We start from the raw sequence: 18749 nt of genomic DNA, 5'->3' as shown, positions 1-18749 counted from the left end.
TCCACCGCTTCCCTATGGCCGCCTGCCCCTTCATTCAGGGAATAATCCGTAGAGGCGGCTTTCGATGCGCCGGATGATCTCCCGGCGGTCTTCCTCCCGCTTCACGAAATCGAGCTCGTCCACGTCGATGATCATCCGGGGCCCGGCATCGTACCGCTCGATCCAGTTCTCATAGTGCTCGTTGAGGCGTTCGAGGTAGTCGATGCGGATGCTCGTCTCGAACTCGCGCCCCCGGGCCTGGATGTGCCGCACGAGCGTGGGCACCGACGCCCGCAGGTAGACCAGCAGATCCGGCGGGCGCAAATACGACGTCATGATCTTGAAAAGCTCCGTGTAGTTGTCGAAGTCCCGCTTCGTCATCAGGCCCATCTCATACAGGTTCCGCGCGAAAATCTCGGCGTCCTCGTAGATGGAGCGGTCCTGCACGACGGAATGCGGCGCCGCCTCGATCTGGCGCTGGTGGTTGAACCGGCTGGAGAGAAAAAAGACCTGCAGGTTGAAAGACCAGCGCCGCATGTCCCGGTAAAAGTCGGCCAGGTAGGGGTTGTCGTCCACCCGTTCGTAGAAGGCCTCCCATTTGAAATAATCGCTCAGCACCTTCGTGAGGGTGCTTTTTCCCGCTCCGATATTACCGGCGATGGCCACGTATTTCTTGCCGGCACCGGGCACTTCGGCTTCTTTCCCCATAGAGGTCTGCAAAACGGCTTGACGGGTCCGGTGTGATCGACCGCGCCCAAGATACGCAACCTCGTGCGAGGATGCGGAGCGGTTTCGCGCGTTGTGGATCGATTGTGGACACCCCGCTTCGATTCAGGCGCGCACCCGGAGGTAGGCCAGGTTTTCCGGCGTGAAGGGGCGATAGGTGAGGTCGAAATCCCGGTAGAAGGCGGTCGGGTCGCCCGTGTTACCCTCGACGAGCATCTCGAACTGGTCCGGGGAGATGGGCAACAGGCCGATGCGACCGGCGGTATGGACGAGCGGCCGGACGAGCCAGAGGGGCTGCGGGAGCTTGGGCTTCGGTTCCAGCCCCAGCGCCCGCGCGATGATGTCCAGGATCTCGACGAAGGGATAGGCCTCCCGGCCCACGGCCACGTACGCCTGCCCGCGGGCGGCCTCGCGCTCCAGGGCCTGCACGAACGCCGCAGCCACCTCCTCGACGGAGACCGGCTGCATGCGGAAACGCCCATCGCCGAAGACGGGCAGGATCGGAAAGGGCTTCACGAGCGTCCGGGCCAGGCGCGTGGCGAATTCCTCGTGTTCCGGGCCCGGGTCCCCGAAGACGACGGAGGGACGGAAGACGGTGGCATGCGGGAAGCCGGCCTTGCGGAGGTGCTCTTCCGCCTTCCACTTGGTCGTCTGGTAGGCCGAGACGCCGTCCGGGCGGGCCCCGTTGGCGCTCATCAGCACGAACCGGTCGATCCGTGCGGCGACGGCCTCGTCGATGACGTTCCGGGCGCCCTCGTAGTGGATGCGCTCAAAGGTGACGCCCCGGGACGGCTTCTCCTCGATGATGCCGACGAGGTGGATGACGGCGTCACAGCCGCGCATCGTCCCGGCAAGCGACTTCGGGTCGGTCACGTCCCCCCGGACGCGTTCCACCCGGTCCCGCTCCGCCTCGACGAGGGCGGTGCCGGGATCGCGCACGAGGCAGCGGGCGGTGTGGCCCCGGGCAAGCAACTCGCGCAAAACGTAGGATCCGATGAAGCCGGTGGCACCGGTGACGTAGACATGCATGGCAGGCGAAAAACGGTTGGTGTGTTGTACGGATCCGGCCTGCGCCGGGACGGCGCGGCGTCGTGACGTGGGGCGCCGGTGGGCGGAAGCGACCGCCTTTCGCCCTCTGATCCCCGCCGGGACCCGCCGCGTCCCGGATCGAGAACGGGCACTGCGGATCCGGACCGGCACGCGGGCGCCTCACGTATTGCAATCCGCACGCCCTCCGCGGCACACGGATGTTCCCGGACGGAAGCGGTGCTACCCGGCGTGGACCGGCCGGTGCAGGCACCTGCCCGGGATCACGAGATGGCGGCCGTCTCTTCGGTGCCGACGAAACGGTGGGACAGTTCCCGGACGCCGAAGGAGGTGCCCACGGCCAGGGCCGCCGCCACCATCGGGGCGTCGCGGGGCACCTTGCGGGTCTTGCCGGCCACCAGTTCGAGCGGGACGCTCGTGATGCGGTTCTCCTGCAGGGCGGCCATCCGTCCGAACGAGCCGTCGGCGACCATGGCGGCGGCATAGGTGCCGAAGACGGTGGCCAGGTTGCGGTCGTAGGCCGAGGGCGTGCCGCCGCGCTGCACGTGCCCCAGGATGGTGGTACGCACCTCGCTCTTGACGCGCTCCCGCAATTGCAGCTCCAGCTGCCGCCCGACGCCCCCGAGGCGGAGGGGGTCGGGGCTCTCCTCGATCACGTCGCGTACGACCAGCTCGCCGCCCCGGGGCTTGGCCCCCTCGGCGATGACGATGATCGTGAAGCTGCGGCCGTAGCTCTCGCGCTCCCGGATGATCTGCACCACCTCGTCGATCTCGTATTCGAACTCCGGAATGAGGATCACGTCGGCCCCACCGGCCACGCCGGCATAGAGGGCGATCCACCCGGCATACCGTCCCATCGTCTCGACGATCATCACCCGCTGGTGGCTCTGGGCCGTCGTGTGCAGCCGGTCGATGGCCTCCACGACGATGGAGACGGCCGTGTCGAAGCCGAACGTGCGGTCGGTGCCGACCAGGTCGTTGTCGATGGTTTTGGGAACCCCGACGACGTTGAGCCCCATCTGCTGGAGGCGATGGGCGATGGACATGGTCCCGTCTCCCCCGATGGCGACCAGGGCGTCGAGGCCGAGCGTCTCGGCATACTTGAGCACCTGCGCCGAGACGTCGGCGCCGCCGCGCTTGTAATAGCTGAACGGGTTGGCCTTGTTGTGCGTGCCGAGAATGGTGCCGCCGCGCGTGAGGATCCCGCTGACGTCACCGTAGGAGAGCGGGCGCATGCGTCGTTCGATCAGGCCGAGAAAGCCGTCTTCGAAGCCAAGCACCTCGGCGTTATGCTCCAGGATAAGGCTCTTGGTGACGGCACGGATCACGGCGTTGAGGCCGGGGCAGTCGCCGCCGCCGGTCAAGACGCCTACACGCAGGGATCGAGACATGGATCTGGATACGGAGGGTTTGCCATAACAGAACGGAAAAGGACAACCTCGGCCATGACGTCACGGCGAGGCCGGCATCGGGCTCAGCCGCACAGCGCCATCACCAGGACGAACGCCAGCAGCAGCAGGCCCACGAACCAGAACCGTTGAAAGGCTTTCCGCATGGCGGGCGCGGTGGTGGGAAACGAACCGTCCATACTACGCATGAACGGGCGATGGGTTGTCCCCTCCGTTTTTTTCTTCCCGTGACGATTTTACTCCTTCTCCGGCCCTCCGATACCGATAGCGTCCTGATAATCCGAAACATCCCACCCGTATCGGACCATGCGTAACCCCGTAGAACGTGCCATCCGAACGATGACGGTTGGCGCGGGTATCGTAAGCATGATCGTTTTCACGGTCTTCACACTCCTCTGACGGCTTTCCTTCCGGGCGAAGCCGGGATTGCTTTTCATCCCGTGGCGCGTTATACATGAGGGACGGGCTTCTGCACGCCTGCTTCCTCTTTCCTTTCGTCCCGTGCCATGCGTCCGGCTTGTTGCCTGGGCCTCGCGTTCGGGCTGTTCGTCCTCGGTCTGTACACCTCGCCGGCAGGCGCCCAGCCCGGCGACGGGGCCGTCGTGATCCGCCTCCGGCTGGAGGACGACGTCATCACCCCCGTGACGGCGCGCTACGTGGAGCGGGGACTCCGCACCGCCCGCGAGACGGGGGCGACCGGCCTGTTGCTCGTGCTCGACACCCCGGGCGGGCTGATGAGTTCGACCCGGGACATCGTCATGGCGATGCTCGAGAGCCCGGTGCCGGTCCTCGTCTACGTGTCGCCGGCCGGCGCACGGGCGGCCTCGGCAGGGGTCTTCATCACGATGGCGAGCCACGTGGCGGCGATGGCCCCGGCCACCCGGATCGGGGCGGCCCACCCCGTCTCCATCGGCGGATCGCCCCTCGGCCCCGCGGCCCCACCGGACACGTCGCAGGCCACGTCGCAGCGCGCCATGGAGCAAAAGGTGGTCAACGACGCCGTGGCGTGGGTGCGTTCGCTGGCCGAATTGCGCGGCCGCAACGCCGAATGGGCGGCCCGGGCCGTCACGGAAAGCATCTCGGCCACGGCCTCCGAAGCCCTCGAAGCCGGCGTGATCGACCTCGTCGCCGGGGACGTGGCCGAGTTGCTGGCCGCCGTGGACGGGCGCAGCGTCACGCTCCCGACCGGGGTCGTCACGCTCCGCACGGCCGGCGCCGAGGTTCGCCCCCTGGACATGTGGTGGGGCGAAAAGCTGCTGGGCGTGCTGTCCAACCCCAACGTGGCGTTCCTCCTGCTGATGTTCGGCTTCTACGGCATCGTGTTCGAGTTTTACTCGCCCGGCTGGGGCGTTGCCGGCACCCTGGGCGCCATCTGCCTCATTCTGGCCTTCTTCGGGCTCTCGGTGCTGCCGATCAACATGGCGGGGCTGGCGCTCGTGGCGCTGGGCCTGGGCCTGTTCGTGGCCGAAGCGTTCTTCGCCAGCCACGGTGCCCTCACCCTGGGCGGCACGGTCTGCCTGGTACTGGGCGGGCTGATGCTTGTCGACACCCCCGTCCCGGTGATGCGCGTCTCGCTCTCGGTGCTTTTGCCGCTGGCCCTCGCCACGGCGCTGATCTCGCTCTTCCTGATGACCCGGGTGTTTAGAAGTCATCGCACGCCGGTTCGCACCGGCAGCGAGTCGCTGATGGGCGAGACGGCCGTCGCCCTCGACGACTTCACCCCTGAGGCCGGCCGTTTTCGCGGGACGGTGCGCATCCACGGGGAGATCTGGCAGGCGGTCGCAGAGCGGCCCGTCGCGGCCGGCACCCGCCTGCGCGTGCGCGAACGACACGGCCTGACCCTCACCGTCGAGCCGGTATGACGCCGGCCGTCCGAGCGGCCCCGCCGCCCCCGGCGTCCTTCCCGCACGCCGTCCTACGCTCCACGAAAGACGTCTTGCCGGGCCGGCAGGGCCCGGCCGAACCGGTATTTCCTCGCCACCAACCTCCCCACGCCGATGACACTCCAATACGTTGGTATCGCGCTGGGCGTCATAGCCCTCTACTTCGTCAGCTGTATCCGCATCCTCTACGAATACGAGCGCGGCGTCATCTTCCGGCTCGGCCGGGTGCTTCCCGAACCGAAAGGTCCCGGTATCCTGATGGTCTTCTGGCCCATCGACCGGCTGATGCGCGTCAGCCTCCGCGTCATCGTGCAGGACGTGCCCACCCAGGACGTGATCACCCTGGACAACGTCTCCGTGCAGGTCAACGCCGTCGTCTACTTTCGCGTGATCGACCCGATGAAGGCGATCCTGGAGGTCGAGGATTACGTCTACGCGACGAGCCAGCTCTCGCAGACCACGCTGCGCAGCATCGTCGGCCAGGTGGAGCTCGACGAACTGCTGGCCGAACGCGACAAGATCAACCGGCACCTGCAGGAGGTCATCGACCAGCAGACCGACCCCTGGGGCATCAAGGTGGGGCTGGTGGAGGTCAAACACGTCGACCTGCCGGAACACATGAAGCGGGCCATGGCCAAACAGGCCGAGAGCGAGCGCGAACGACGGGCCAAGGTGATCCACGCCGAGGGCGAATACCAGGCCGCCAACCGGCTGCGCGAGGCCGCCCGCACCATCGAAGCACATCCGATGGCCATGCAGATGCGGTTTCTTCAGACGCTCGTCGAGGTGGGGGCCGAGAACAACACCACCGTGGTCTTCCCCGTCCCGCTCGACCTGATCGTCCCCTTCTTCCGGCAACGCCCGGAGGATGCCGGCGCCTCGAACAAACCGCCGGCCGAATGAGCGCCCCCGGCCCGGATCCTCAGGCCGTCACCAGCGAAAACTGAAGCTCCACCGGCTTCACCAGCCGCACGTAGTCCGGGAAAGCCATCCGGATCAGCTCGGTGTGGGTCCCGGCGTTGAAGACGATCTCCTCGTCCTCGGCCAGGGTGGCCGCCATGAAGACGTCCATCCCGTACAGGTTACCGAAAGGCGGCATCGCCCCGAGCTCACAGTCCGGAAAGAGGTCCTTGAACTCCTCCTCCGTGGCCAGCTCGACGTTTTGCGCCCCGAGCGCCTGCCGGAGCATCTCCAGATCGACCTTGAAGGTAGCCGGCAACACCGCCATGGCCATCTTGCCATCCACCTTGATCATGACGGTCTTGGCCATCTCCCGGCCCGGCACGTGGGCCGACGCGGCGACCTCCTGGGCCGTGAACGCCGGCGAATGGCTGATCGTGACGTACTTGACGCCGTTCGCATCGAGATAGGATTTCAGCTTCTGGACAGGCATGACGCTTACCTCGCAGGGTTAGGTGACACGGGCAGGCACTTCCGGATCCTACAACTTTCTTTTCTCACGACTTATCCCTTGCATCGTTCCAGCGGCAAGGTAGGCCGCACAACCCGACGATGATGCCGGGCTTTCCCGGTTCCCGCTGCAGGCCGATCCCGGACACCCCCGTATCCGACGACGAGAATCGGGCCTGCCCGAAACCCCCGGTCCCACCACTTCGTAGCCGGAGCATCGACCCCGCGACAGAACGCACGAACTTTTCCCGGCCCTCATGTACGTCACCGCCTTCCTCACCGTCGTTGCGCTGCTTTTGCTCGCCTGGGATGCCTCCGGGAAGCACCGCCGTCCCCTGGTGCCGCTGCTGAGCCTGGTCCTGTTCGGCACGGCGATTCTGTTGCACCTCTTCTCCGGACGACACCTGCTGCTCTCGGTGACCGCCCTCTCGGCTGAAGTGGGGATCGGCCTGCTCCTGGCGGCGGGCCTCTCGGCCGCCCGAAAGGCGACGGCACGCCCCTTCCTCGCACTCGGCCTGCTGGCCCTGGGCCTCGCCGGCCTCTTCTACGGCGGAACACGCCTCCTGGGCCTGCAACCGGCCGGCACCGAGACGTCCTTCCTCCTCGAACTCGGCCCGGATGACCGGATCGAGGAAGTGATGCCGGTGCTGGAACGCTTCGGCGCCCGGTACGAGCGAGCCTTCCCGGGCCTCTCCCCGGACACCGACGAGGACCTGGCCCAGGTCTTCCTGATCTACGTCGAGGCGCGCGCGCTTCCGGAGCTCATGACGGCCCTGCGCGGCGACGAAGAGAACGTGGACCACGTGGAGGAGAACCGGTGGATCCGGCTCACCCCGCCGGAGGCGGCCGGCGCGCCGGCCGCCTCCGCGCGGACGGTGCTGGAAAACGACCCGCTCGTGGCCCGTCAGTGGGCCCTCGACGCCATCCGCGCCCACGAAGCACACGCCCTGCTCAGGGACCGGACACCGGTTCGAAAAGCCCGCATCGCCATCGTGGACACCGGCGTCGACGGGAACCATGAGGACGTGCAGGCAGCCTTTCACCGGAGCCCGGCCGCCCGCGACGCCCACGGGCACGGCACCCATTGTGCCGGCCTCGCCGGGGCCGTCACGAACAACGGTGTGGGCATCGCCTCACTCAACTGGGAAGGCCGGTTCGTGGAAGTGGCCGGCTACCAGGCCCTCAATGCGGCCGGCATGGGCACCCTCGAAATGATCGCCCAGGCCATCATCGACGCGGCCCGCGACGGCGCCGACGTGATCTCGCTCTCGCTGGGCGACCGTGCCCCCACCCCACCCAAGGTGATCGTCGACGCCATCGCATATGCCCGGCGGCGCGGCGCGGTGGTGGTGGCCTCGGCGGGCAACGCCAACGAGGACGCCCGCTACCACATGCCTTCGAACGTCGAGGGGGTCATCACGGTGGCCGCCGTCGACGAAAACCTGCGCAAGGCCCCCTTCTCGAACACCAACACCAGCCTGAAACGCCCGCTGGCCGCCCCGGGCGTCAACATACTCTCCCTCAAGCCGAACGACGCCTACGTCGCGCTCAGCGGCACGTCCATGGCCACGCCCCTGGTCGCCGGGCTCGCCGGCGTGCTGCGTGCCCTCGACCCGGACCTGACGGCCGAGGACCTCTACACCCTTCTCCACGATACCGGAACCGTCGTCGAGGACACCGAACGGGTCGGACGGCTCATCAACGCCGAGGCCGCCCTGCGCGCCGTGCTGGCGGAGCCCGTCGCCGCCAACCGGCCCTTCTGACCCGACCGGCCTCGCCCTGCGACGCCCCTCCGGCCCCTTCCCCCGGCCCGGATGCCCCGCCCCCGAGCCTTCGCGAGGATCGCTTAAGTTTTTGGACGACCGGCCGATACCCCGTCCAGATACTCTGTACTGCAACGAAAAACGATCCGGAGCGGCCGGCACCCCCCTGTTCCGCCAGACACGCACGTGCACCGCAGGCGCGGCCGCCCGGACGGCTGCCGAGATACGGGCCGGCGCCGGCGACGTCATCCGGAGAAAAGCCCTGTCACAAAAAGGTACCCTTCGGGTTTAAGCCCGTTTCCGGCCGCGACGATCCCCGAACTTAGCAACGGTATCCCCGTCGCCAGGCACGGCACCCGACGGCCTCATCCCGTTCCACGATCCTCCGTCCCGTTCTTTCTGAGAAGCCATGCCGCAGACCCTGCTCGCTTTCGTCGCGATGATGCTGATGACCACGTACTCGGTCAGCGTGCAGCGCCAGCACGTCTTCATGCAACAACGCGACATCGCCCGCGAGATCGAGGAGATGGCCGGCTCCGTCGCCCTCGAAGCCATGGAGATCATCCGCACCCGTGCGTTCGACCAGGCCGTCCTGGACAGCACGGTCACCCGCACGCTGTCGGACGTCGATCTCTTTTCGTTCAACACGGCCCAGGAACACTTCACCACCGGGCGCGCCTGCAGCGTCTTCGGGCTCGGCGGCGACGTCTGCGACGACATCGACGACTTCCACCGCATGCAAACGGCCACCGTCCCGTTCCCGATGGGCACCGACACCCTGTACTTCACGCTGGACGTGGAGGTGATGTACGTCGATGAGAACTTCGAGCGCCACGACGCCCCCACCTTCCACAAAGCCGTGACCGTAAGCGTGCAGGACACCTGGCCGGGCATCGACCGCACCCCGTTCCTGAACGAGCCGGTCCGGCTCTCACGCGTGTTCGCCTATGAATTCTGACGGCCTTCACCTTCCGCCCTGGCACCGATGAACCTGATCTTCGACCACCTCAGCGCCGCCCTGGTGGGCGCCACCGTGATGATGATGCTGCTCATGCTCCAGATGCGCCTCACCGGCATGAGCATCGAGCAAACCTCCACGTACATGGTCAAGAACCAGGCTTCGAACCTGGCCACCTGGCTGGAGGAGGACCTCCTCCAGATCGGCGAAAACATGGACCTGACGAAGACGATTCCCTTCACCAACCCGGTCGACTCGGCCGGCGTGACCACCACCTTCAGCTTCTTCCGGGACTCGCTCGATACCAGCGTCATCCCCCCGGACACCTTCCGCATCGAAACGCGCTACGAGCTGAAAAAAATGGGCAGCCGCATCACCGGGGGAGACACCCTGGACGTGTACCGGATCGCCCGGTCCTTCCGGGTCGACGGCGGCCCCTGGAAAGCGAGCGGCGGCAGTGCTCCGGCACTCGGATTTTTCAAAATCGAGATGCTCAACGGCGACGCGGTCCCCGTGGCCGACCCGGTCGCCGCGGCCACGGCCGACCCGAAGGCGATCCGCAACACGCGGGTCCGCTTCTTCATGGTGACCCCCTTCGAGACGGCCACTACCGCCATCCGGCGCGTCTACTACGGGTCCACCCTCCTCATTCCCAACTGATCCCCTTCGCCCCCGACGTCCGACCATCCTGAACCTTTGATCAAGTCACGTTACCGCACGGAGGAACTACTATGGGCAAGCTTGCAATACTTCTGGTGGCTGCCACCATCGTCGGGAGCAGCACCATCTTGCTCCAGAACAACCAGTCGCGCGTGCAGACGGACATCCGGCAGGCCGAACGACAGGGACAGCTGGTGGCGCGTGAGATCGCCCGCTCGGGCCACAATGCCCTGCTCTCACGTACCCGGCAGCTGCAGAAGGAATATCCGAATAAAACCCTGGAAGAAATCATCGACCTGGTCAACGGGCAGCAGGGCTACATCACCGGCTCCTATCAGGGCGGCTACTACCAGGCCCGTATCTACCTGACCAGCGCCGCCAGCTTCGGCGTCTCGTCGACGGGCTTCTATGAGGTCAACGAGCACGAGGTGCACTCGGAAAAACTCGAAGACGGCGGCATCCTGGGTGACGGCATCCTCGAAGTGGAGGAACCGAGCACCCTGGAGGTCGAGTTCCTGGAGTCGATGGCCGGCTACTGCTCCGCCATCTTCCTCCAGCGTATGGTCCCCAAGGGTAACAACGGGCATGGCAACAACGAAGACGGCGTGGACTCGAGCAACCCCGGCGGCTCGAAAGAGGGCGAAGACAGCGACCCCAGCGTCGACGACGAAAAGAAAACGCCCAAGGGGAACGGCGCCTGGACCCTCCTCGAACCCGAGCTGATCTTTGCCCCGGGCAACAACCGCGACGGCGCCATGGCTACCTACTCGACCGTGATCAACCCCGGCGAACGCATCAACTTCATCCTGGCCGTCGACGCCGACTTCAACTGCGAGAAACGCAACGACACGAGCGTCACCATCGACGACCCGATGTTCGAATACACGCGTGAAGCCCTGGTGCTGGGCACGTCCGACCTCAAGGACCTCGAAGAGGGCGAATACACGATGATACAGGAAAACCCCTACAACCCGGGCACCTGGCGCATCGCGTTCGAAGACCTGATCTTCGACAAGAAAAAGCTCGAAGACGTCAAACAGAACGGATACGGCACCACACAGTGGAATAACAAGAAGAAAACTTACGGTGGCACGGGCTGGACGGAAACGGATGCACGCGGCTACTGGCGCCTGCGCGACTACGGCCACATGCCGGACTTCAGCGACCAGGTCATCGAGGTCCGGATGATCCCCGCCTCCGGCACATAAGCCGCATACGAAGCCCGGCTCATACGGACCGGCAGGCCGCCCCGTGCAGGCCTGCCGGTTTCTTTTTCTCCCGTTGCCATCCATCAAGCTTGCCTAACACCTTTTTTAACCTCCCCTAATACGGCCGGCCTAGCTTCCTGCGCAAAACGGAACAGGCCTCCAACCTCCATGCCGGCACCAGCCCTCCGCTCGACACCCTGCCTGCTGGCGCTCTTGCTGGTCGCACAGTGCGCGTCTCCCCGCCTCCTGCCCACGGAAGACGCTTACCGCTTCGCCGCGTGGTCGCCGGAGTCCGGCACGCAGGCCCGAGGCAATGCGGATGGTGCGGCGACGGCCCTCCTCCGCGATGTGTTCGGCACCGGCACGCCTCGCCTGCATCGCCCGGAACGGCTGCCCCTGCACTTCCCGGCACACCACACGCAGGGGCTCGTCGTGACGGACACCGCATTTTTCATCACGGCCGTCGACCTCTGGCGGCGACGCGGCTGGCTCTTCCGCGTCCGCCGCGACACCGGACGGCCCACGCAGCGCGTCGACCTGACCGAGGCCGCCCGCATCCACCCCGGCGGCCTGTCGTTCGACGGCCGCTGGCTCTGGGTCCCGAACGCCACCTACGACCGGCATGGCGCCACGCGCATCCTCGCCCTCCGGCCGGACGACCTGCGCGTCGCACACAGCTTCGTCGTCCCCCACCATGTTAGCCTGGTGGCCGCCGACGGGCAGGGCCGCCTCTACGGCACCGACTGGAACTCGAAGCACTTCTACGTCTGGGACCACGCGGGCAACCTCCTCGAACGGGTCGCCAGTCCCACCGGTGTGGCCTACCAGGACTGCCAGGTCGTGGCCGAGCACCTGCTCTGCGGGGGCTACCGGAACCCGTACCGGGGCATGATCGACCTGATCGACCCGGTGCGGTGGCGGCTCGTCCACCGCATCGACGCCGGGCGCACGGCGGCGGGCCTGCTGCTCACCCGCGAAGGCCTCGCCTTCCACGACGACCGGCTGTACCTCCTCCCCGGCGACGGCCACCTGGCCGACGTGCTCGCCTTCCGCCTCGCGGGTTGACCGGACCGGGTGAAACCTGAGGGGGCTGGCGCGTACTACCGTCCCCCTCCACTGAGCCGCACCCGCCCATGACCATCGTCTGGTTCCACGACGATCTCCGCCTTTGCGACCACCCGGCTCTGACGCAGGCGGCCGCGGACGGACCCGTTCTCCCGGTGTTTATCTGGTCGCCCGAAGAGCACGGCGCGTGGCCGCCGGGGGCCGCCCGCCGGTGGTGGCTCCATCACAGCCTGCGGCGCCTGGACGAAGCTCTGCGCGGAAAGGGCCTGCGCCTGATCCTCCGCCGCGGTCCCGCCGCCGAGACCCTGCGCGCCCTGCTCGACGAGACCGGCGCCACGGCCGTCTACTGGACGGCCCGCTACGAACCAGCCCTCCGCCGGCGCGACGAGCGCCTGGCGAAAAGCCTCAAACGGGAAGGCATCACGGTGGCGCGCTTCGGCGGGCGGCTCCTGCACGACCCGGATGCCGTCCGCACGAACGCCGGCGATCCCTACCGGGTCTTCACGCCGTTCTGGAAGAAGATGAAGGCCACCGTGGAGGTCTCCGCCCCCCTGCCGGTCCCGGACCTCACCCCCGACCACACCCCTGCCACGTGGCCCGAGACGCTCCCGGTCGACGCCCTGGGCCTCCTGCCCGAGATCGACTGGGCCGGCGGGCTGCGCGAAGCCTGGACGCCGGGTGAGGACGGCGCCCGCGCCCGCCTCGAGGCCTTCCTCGACGACACCCTGGCGGCCTACCCCGAAGGCCGCGACCGGCCGGACCGCCCCGGCACATCGCGCCTCTCACCCCACCTGGCCCACGGCGAGATCAGCCCCCGGCAGGTGTGGCACGCCGTCCGGAACCGGATTGCGGAGACCGGCGAGCAGGACGCCGGCGAAGCGTTCCTCCGCGAGCTGGGCTGGCGCGAGTTCGGATACCACCTCCTCCACCACTTCCCCCACACGACCGACCGGCCCCTTCAGGAGAAGTTCGACGCCTTCCCCTGGCGCGACGACGACGACGCCCTGCACCGCTGGCAGCGGGGCCGGACGGGCTTCCCCATCGTGGATGCCGGGATGCGACAGCTCTGGCACACGGGATGGATGCACAACCGCGTGCGGATGATCGTGGCCTCGTTTCTGACGAAAGACCTGCTCATCCCCTGGCAGGAGGGCGCTCGCTGGTTCTGGGACACGCTGGTCGATGCCGACCTGGCCAACAACACCCTCGGGTGGCAATGGTCCGCCGGCTCGGGCGCGGACGCCCAGCCCTTCTTCCGCATCTTCAACCCCGTCGCGCAGGGCCGCCGTCACGATCCCGACGGAGCCTACGTCCGCCGGTGGGTGCCGGAACTGAAGGACGTGCAGGACAGGGCCCTCCACGCCCCCTGGGAAGCCGGGGCGGCGGTGCTGGCGAAGGCGGGCGTCCGGCTCGGGGAGACGTACCCGGCGCCGATGGTGAACCACGCCGAGGCCCGGCAGCGGGCGCTCGACGCTTACGAACGCGTCAAATGATGGCTCCGGCCGAAACGCCCCCGCGCCCTCTCGCGTTGAACGACTCCCCTCACCCCATCCCCCCACGCCCATGAAAGCCCTCTGGAACGGCGCTGTCCTGGCCGAAAGCGACGACACGGTGGTCGTCGAAGGCAACCATTACTTCCCCCCGGAATCGATCGACCGGGCCTACTTCGAACCGAGCGACACGCGGACGACGTGCCCCTGGAAAGGCGTGGCCCACTATTACACCGTGGTCGTGAACGGGCAACGCAACCCGGACGCCGCCTGGTACTACCCCGACCCGAAGCCCGCCGCCGCGCAGATCAAGGATCACGTCGCCTTCTGGCACGGCGTGCAGGTGACCGAATAACGTTGCTTCCCCGACCAGCCGATGACCCACCCCGCGACCATCGCAACCACCACGGACCGCGCCGCCACCTATGAGGCCGTGCTGGCCCGGATCGACGCCCTGCTCGACGGCGAAACCGACTGGATCGCCGCGATGGCGACGGTGGCGTGCGAGCTCCACCATGCCTTTCCGTACTACCACTGGACGGGCTTCTACCGCGCCGTCTCGGACGACCTGCTCGTGATCGGCCCCTATCAGGGCGGGCACGGATGCCTGCGTATTCCGTTCTCGAAGGGCGTCTGCGGGGCCGCCGCCCGCGAGCGCCGCACGCAGCTCGTCCCGGACGTCGACGCCTTCCCGGGCCACATCGCCTGCTCGTCGACCACCCGCTCCGAGATCGTCGTGCCGGTCCTCACGCCCGCGGGCGACCTCCTGGCCGTGCTCGACGTCGACTCGGACGATCCCGCCGCCTTCGACGCCACCGACCAGCAGTACCTCGAACGGCTCTGTGCCCGCCTCGGTCGGCGGTTCGCCGGCACGCCCGTCCGCTGACCATCGCCTCCGTGTCCCCGATCACGATCCTCGAGTTCGCCCCCGCCGCCGACGAGATCTGGGGGCTCGAGCACGACCCCCATGCCGGCTATGCCGCCCGCGACCCGGACGCCGGCACCCTCACCTTTCACGACATCCCCCGGCACGACACCAAGATGCGGCCCCTCCTGCGGGGCCTCTATGCCGGCGGCAAGGCCACCAACGTGGCCCGCGTCCTCGACCGCCTCCTCGATGCCCGGGACGGTTCGGCACCGACCGTATCGCTGACCACCTTCCTCGCGCGGAGCGGGCCCGGCGACGACGACCTCACCCCGGGCGCGGCGTTCGTCCGGGCCCTGCAACGGCAGGAGATGCGCCGGATCACGCTGGCCTACGAACCCCTCCCGCCCCGCGACGGCCTCGTCGCCGACCGCCGGTGCATCCACCTCGTCGACGAGCGCACCGGCACCGACCTGCTCAACTTCAGCCCCCGCCTCGTGTGGAGCGACGCCGAAGCGCGGCACGTCCTCCGCACGCTCCGGCGACAGCCGCCCGAGGGGCTCGTCGTGCTGGCGGGCTCGGTACCCCTCGGCGTCCCCGGCCTCTACCCCGACGTCCTCCGCACGCTCCGCACCGTCACCCCCACCACCCGCATCGCGGCCGACATCGACGTCCCTTCCCTCATCCGCTGCCTGGAAGCCGGGCTGGCGCCGGACTACGTCTCCATGAACCGCCGCGAGTTCGAGCAGATCGACCCGTCCCGCTGGGAAGGATTCCGCGGCATCCTCCACGTGCACGACCGCTCCGGCGCGTGGGTCTGGCAGGCGGTCCCGCCCCCCGGCTCGCCGTCGGCACGCATCGATATCGCACCGCTCGCCGCTGCCCTTGGCCCCGCCACCGGCCCCACCCTCGGCGCGGGCGATGCGGCCCACGCCGGCTTCCTCCTCGGCCTCACCACCGGACGCAACCTCGCCGCCGCCCTCCGGCTCGGCCAGGCCGTCGCCGCCGCCACCGTGCGCCACGCCGCCGGCACCCGGGGGTTCGACCTGGCGCTCGTCCGGCAGGCCGAGACCATCCTGGAGTCGGCCTAGCTCTCGCTCACCCCAGCACCCGCTCCACCTGCTCGCAGAGGGCCGGCGGGCCGGCGATGAGGTGCTGGCCCTCGGCGTGGTAGCGGCCGCCGGCCTCGGTCAGGATGAGGCGGGCGGCGGCCACGTCGTGCGGCTGCCAGCCGCTGCCCAGGTTGACGTACACGTCGAAGCTGCCGGCGGCCGTCAGGCACAGGCCGATGGAGCTGACGCCGAAGATGCGCACGCGCTGGGTGTGCCGGATCAGGCGCTGGAGCCGGTCGAAGGCGCGCGCCTGATCCGGGCCATCCATGTGCCGGCTCGGGATCTCGACGCAGGGGATGGCCTCGGCGAGCCGGGCCTCGGTCGAGCACCGGATGGGCCGCCCGTTGACCGTGGCCCCCTGCCCCCGCGCCGCCGCGTAGAGCTGCTCCATCTCGGGCAGGTAGACCGCCCCGGCCACCGTTTCGCCGCCGGCCGTCAGCGCCAGCGAGACGGCGTACATCGGGTTGCCGCGCACGTAGTGTTTCGTCCCGTCGATGGGGTCGAGCACCCACACGTACGGCGCCTCCGTGCGCTCCCCGCCCTTCTCCTCGGAGAAAAAGCCGTGGTCGGGGAAGAGCCGGCGCAGGTGGTCGAGGATGTGGGCCTCCACGCGCAGGTCGGCGGCCGTGACCAGGTCGCCCCGGGCCTTGACGGCGTGCACGTCCACGCGGCGGATCATGTCGCGCGCGATCATGCCACCCTGCCGGACGAGCCGCACGGCCACGTCGAGCGCTTCGCCTGCCTCCATCGGATACCTCGCTTCAAAAAGCACCGGCCGGCTCCCCGTGCGGGCGGGCGACGGGAAACCGGCCGGTGGGTGTTCAGGCACGTCGTCAGCCGCGCGGGGCGCGGAGCATTTCACGCAGGGCGTCCATGAGCGCTTCCCCTTTCTGTTTCAGCGCCAGCTTGTCCTCGATGAGCGTGTCCGCCGTCGGGAACGTGTGAAGCTGGATGTGGAAGCGCAGCGAGTTGCCCGTGCCCGAGGGCCGGATCGTCAGGTGGTTGCGCTGCTCGTCGTCGAAGTAGAAACGGATGCCTTCGTCCGGGAACTGGAAGTGCCAGGTGGCCGGGTAGATGGCGTCGTACTTGCCCGTCCGGTAGATGGTGGCGGACTTGACCGGCATGCCGGCGATCTCCAGGTCCCCGGCCAGGGCGAACTGGAACAGGCCGAGGGCACGGCGCAGGATGGCCAGCTTGATGCGGTCCCCCTCGATGCCCGGATACTCACCGTCGAGCGGGTCGGGTTCATAGAACGTCATGTAGAGGCCCACGTCCGGGTCGAGGTAGACGTGCTTGTCGAGCAGCTCGATCAGGTTGGTGCCGTTCTCCTTGGCCCAGGCGGCCACCTCGGCCATCAGGAAGGCGGCGAAGGTGCCGTCCTTGTCGCGCACATGGCCGCCGGTGCCCAGCGAGCGTTTGTCCTTCGGCGGGCCGCCCAGCAGCGAGAAGCCGTTGCTCTGCTCCATCGCCCCGATGTTGAACGACCGGCGGGCGTCGAGCCCCTCGGTGGTGCACACGAACGGGTGGCAGAGGTCGACGAACTCATCGTTGCGCCCCTCCACGAGGCCGGCGATGAGATCGTGTTTGCCTTCCCACACGTCGCGCGTGGCCGCCGAGAGGGCCGCGAAGCCCACCCACGTCTTGACCACGCCGATGCCGTGCTTGCGCGCCAGCGCCGCGATGGCCTCGGAGGTGGTGTGCGAGAGCGTGAGGAAGCGTTTCTCGGGCTCCTGCACCGCCCCGTGTTTTTCAATCTCGCGGTAGAGGCGGTACCAGATGAGCAGCGTCCACAGGTCGTCGGCCGGCATCAGGTAGTAGTCCTTGCCGCCGTAGACGTGCCGCTGGTTTTCGGGCACCTTCACCACCACGCCGCAGCGGTCGGCGTCCGGGTCGGTGCCGATGAGGATGTCGATCTCTTCCCAGGCCTCCTCGCCGTATTCGGCCTTGAAGGCGCCCACGGCGATCTCGGCGGCGCGGGGGTCGCCGGGGTCCGGCTGCTGCTCCTCGCCCGGGTCGCTCTTGAACGAGGGGAACAGGCCATTGAGGTCGTTGAGGCCGTTGTGGTGGATGGCCCGCACATGCGTCAGCCCCACGTCGGCCAGCAGGCGCGGGACGGCCTTGCGCCCGGCGCCGTGGAACGCGCAGTAGGCGATCTGGAGGGGGTCGTCGGAGGCGGCCTGCCGCTCGGCCAGGTCGGGCGTCATGAGGAACGTCTTGACGTGCGCCTGGTGCCGGGCGTGGATGTTGATCAGGTTGGCCTCCCGCCCGCCGTAGTCGAAGCCCTCCACGGGCTCGGCCCCGCCGAGGAAGTACAGCTTGTCGGCCGGCGCCTGGTCGAAGGGCAGCAGCTTGATGCCGTCGGTGGTGGCCGTGGCGATGTAGTCGTTGTACATCTCGTTGCGCTCCTTCGGGTCGAACTGCGAGCCGTTGGCCGAGGAGAGCTTGTAGCCGTTGTAGCGGTAGTCGTTGTGGCTGGCCGAGATGAGGATGCCCACGTCCGCCTTCAGGTGCGGGATGGCGAAGGTGACTTCCGGATACGGGCAGGGCTCGTCGAAGAAGTAGACGGTGTAGCCGTAGGCCAGGAACAGCTCGGCGATCATGCGGGCGAAGTCCTGCCCGCGCACGCGGCTGTCGTAGCCGATGACGATGCGCTCGAAGGCCGGGTCCTGGTCCTTCCCGAACTGCGCCACGCCCACGGACGTCTTCAGGAAGACGATCTCGTTGATGGTGTTGGGCCCCTTCAGGATCGGCACGTCGATGCCGTGCTCATACATCATCCGGATGGATTCCCGGTCGAAGGCCATCATGCCCCGGATGCCGCCCGTGCCGAAGCGCAGGTTCTGCCGGTAGGCGTTGACCAGGTCCTCCCACTTCTCCGCCTCGATGGTCCGGTAGATCCCTTCTTTCAGGTTTTTGGAGATGCGGTCGATGTTGGGGTCCGCCAGCCAGGCTTTCAGGTTGGGCACCGTGTTGGCGACGGCGGTGTTGTAGAGCACCTCGTCGATGCGCCCGGCGGCGCGGGCCTCGTTCAGGTATTCCATGATGCCTTGCTCGGCACGCTTCAGCAGATCGGCAGCTTGGTCGGTAATCATGGGTAATGTGGGGTTTGAATCGTCGAATGGGTTGCGAGAATATAAGGATCGGGTGCGGTCCCATGCCGCGAGGAACGGGGAT

The 18749-nt window shown here is 67.8% G+C and carries 18 protein-coding genes; 11 read left to right on the top strand and 7 right to left on the bottom strand.

Translation table 11 applies throughout. From position 1 onward, the window contains the following. Positions 1 to 30 precede the first annotated feature (30 nt). The 4 genes from GQ464_RS13910 to GQ464_RS18760 all read right to left on the bottom strand — a co-directional run bounded on the left by GQ464_RS13910 (position 31) and on the right by GQ464_RS18760 (position 3349). A complete protein-coding gene (locus tag GQ464_RS13910) occupies positions 31 to 687 on the bottom strand; it encodes a deoxynucleoside kinase (protein ID WP_166974368.1) in 657 nt (218 codons plus the stop codon). Between the two features lie 123 nt (positions 688 to 810). Then, positions 811 to 1734: a complex I NDUFA9 subunit family protein gene (locus tag GQ464_RS13905; protein ID WP_166974371.1), complete on the bottom strand. Its 924-nt coding sequence runs from the start codon at positions 1732 to 1734 to the stop codon at positions 811 to 813. Between the two features lie 281 nt (positions 1735 to 2015). After that, positions 2016 to 3143: a 6-phosphofructokinase gene (locus tag GQ464_RS13900; protein ID WP_166974374.1), complete on the bottom strand. Its 1128-nt coding sequence runs from the start codon at positions 3141 to 3143 to the stop codon at positions 2016 to 2018. Positions 3144 to 3226: 83 nt separating this feature from the next. Continuing rightward, on the bottom strand, positions 3227 to 3349 hold the full coding sequence (locus tag GQ464_RS18760) for a hypothetical protein (protein ID WP_262899673.1): 123 nt from the start codon (positions 3347 to 3349) through the stop codon (positions 3227 to 3229). Positions 3350 to 3667: 318 nt separating this feature from the next. Between GQ464_RS18760 and GQ464_RS13895 the strand changes: the two genes are divergently transcribed. Next, complete coding sequence (locus GQ464_RS13895) at positions 3668 to 5023, top strand: NfeD family protein (RefSeq protein ID WP_166974375.1); 1356 nt, start codon at positions 3668 to 3670, stop codon at positions 5021 to 5023. Positions 5024 to 5158: 135 nt separating this feature from the next. Then, the gene (locus tag GQ464_RS13890; protein ID WP_166974377.1) at positions 5159 to 5947 is read left to right on the top strand and encodes a slipin family protein; all 789 of its coding nucleotides are present in this window, start codon (positions 5159 to 5161) and stop codon (positions 5945 to 5947) included. 19 nt (positions 5948 to 5966) lie between these two features. On the opposite strand, the gene GQ464_RS13885 is transcribed toward GQ464_RS13890, so the two are convergent. Beyond that, positions 5967 to 6437, bottom strand: a complete 471-nt coding sequence (locus tag GQ464_RS13885) for an aminoacyl-tRNA deacylase (RefSeq protein WP_166974379.1) — start codon at positions 6435 to 6437, stop codon at positions 5967 to 5969. A gap of 274 nt (positions 6438 to 6711) precedes the next feature. Between GQ464_RS13885 and GQ464_RS13880 the strand changes: the two genes are divergently transcribed. The 9 genes from GQ464_RS13880 to GQ464_RS13840 all read left to right on the top strand — a co-directional run bounded on the left by GQ464_RS13880 (position 6712) and on the right by GQ464_RS13840 (position 15554). After that, complete coding sequence (locus GQ464_RS13880) at positions 6712 to 8217, top strand: S8 family serine peptidase (RefSeq protein ID WP_166974381.1); 1506 nt, start codon at positions 6712 to 6714, stop codon at positions 8215 to 8217. Between the two features lie 409 nt (positions 8218 to 8626). Continuing rightward, positions 8627 to 9175, top strand: coding sequence for a hypothetical protein (locus GQ464_RS13875; protein ID WP_166974383.1), 549 nt, complete (start codon positions 8627 to 8629; stop codon positions 9173 to 9175). A gap of 27 nt (positions 9176 to 9202) precedes the next feature. Further along, entirely contained in the window at positions 9203 to 9835 is a 633-nt protein-coding gene (locus GQ464_RS13870; protein ID WP_166974385.1) for a hypothetical protein, read from the top strand. Positions 9836 to 9906: 71 nt separating this feature from the next. Next, positions 9907 to 11043, top strand: coding sequence for a hypothetical protein (locus GQ464_RS13865; protein ID WP_166974076.1), 1137 nt, complete (start codon positions 9907 to 9909; stop codon positions 11041 to 11043). Positions 11044 to 11211: 168 nt separating this feature from the next. Next, positions 11212 to 12108: a DUF6454 family protein gene (locus tag GQ464_RS13860; protein WP_166974387.1), complete on the top strand. Its 897-nt coding sequence runs from the start codon at positions 11212 to 11214 to the stop codon at positions 12106 to 12108. Between the two features lie 68 nt (positions 12109 to 12176). Next, positions 12177 to 13601 (top strand): cryptochrome/photolyase family protein, encoded by a 1425-nt coding sequence (locus GQ464_RS13855; RefSeq protein ID WP_166974390.1) that lies wholly within the window; start codon positions 12177 to 12179, stop codon positions 13599 to 13601. A 70-nt stretch (positions 13602 to 13671) separates the two neighbouring features. Then, positions 13672 to 13953, top strand: a complete 282-nt coding sequence (locus GQ464_RS13850; RefSeq protein ID WP_166974393.1) for a DUF427 domain-containing protein — start codon at positions 13672 to 13674, stop codon at positions 13951 to 13953. Positions 13954 to 13974: 21 nt separating this feature from the next. Beyond that, a complete protein-coding gene (locus GQ464_RS13845; RefSeq protein WP_166974396.1) occupies positions 13975 to 14484 on the top strand; it encodes a GAF domain-containing protein in 510 nt (169 codons plus the stop codon). Positions 14485 to 14495: 11 nt separating this feature from the next. Further along, on the top strand, positions 14496 to 15554 hold the full coding sequence (locus GQ464_RS13840; RefSeq protein WP_166974399.1) for a PfkB family carbohydrate kinase: 1059 nt from the start codon (positions 14496 to 14498) through the stop codon (positions 15552 to 15554). Between the two features lie 7 nt (positions 15555 to 15561). On the opposite strand, the gene GQ464_RS13835 is transcribed toward GQ464_RS13840, so the two are convergent. Continuing rightward, entirely contained in the window at positions 15562 to 16323 is a 762-nt protein-coding gene (locus GQ464_RS13835) for an inositol monophosphatase family protein (protein ID WP_166974402.1), read from the bottom strand. 85 nt (positions 16324 to 16408) lie between these two features. Beyond that, positions 16409 to 18667: a phosphohexomutase domain-containing protein gene (locus GQ464_RS13830; protein WP_166974405.1), complete on the bottom strand. Its 2259-nt coding sequence runs from the start codon at positions 18665 to 18667 to the stop codon at positions 16409 to 16411. Positions 18668 to 18749: the final 82 nt, after the last annotated feature.

Source organism: Rhodocaloribacter litoris (assembly GCF_011682235.2).
GTDB classification, from domain to species: domain Bacteria; phylum Bacteroidota; class Rhodothermia; order Rhodothermales; family ISCAR-4553; genus Rhodocaloribacter; species Rhodocaloribacter litoris.
Note: the sequence above shows the minus strand (reverse complement) of the source record. Positions and strands in the feature narration are given on the sequence as shown.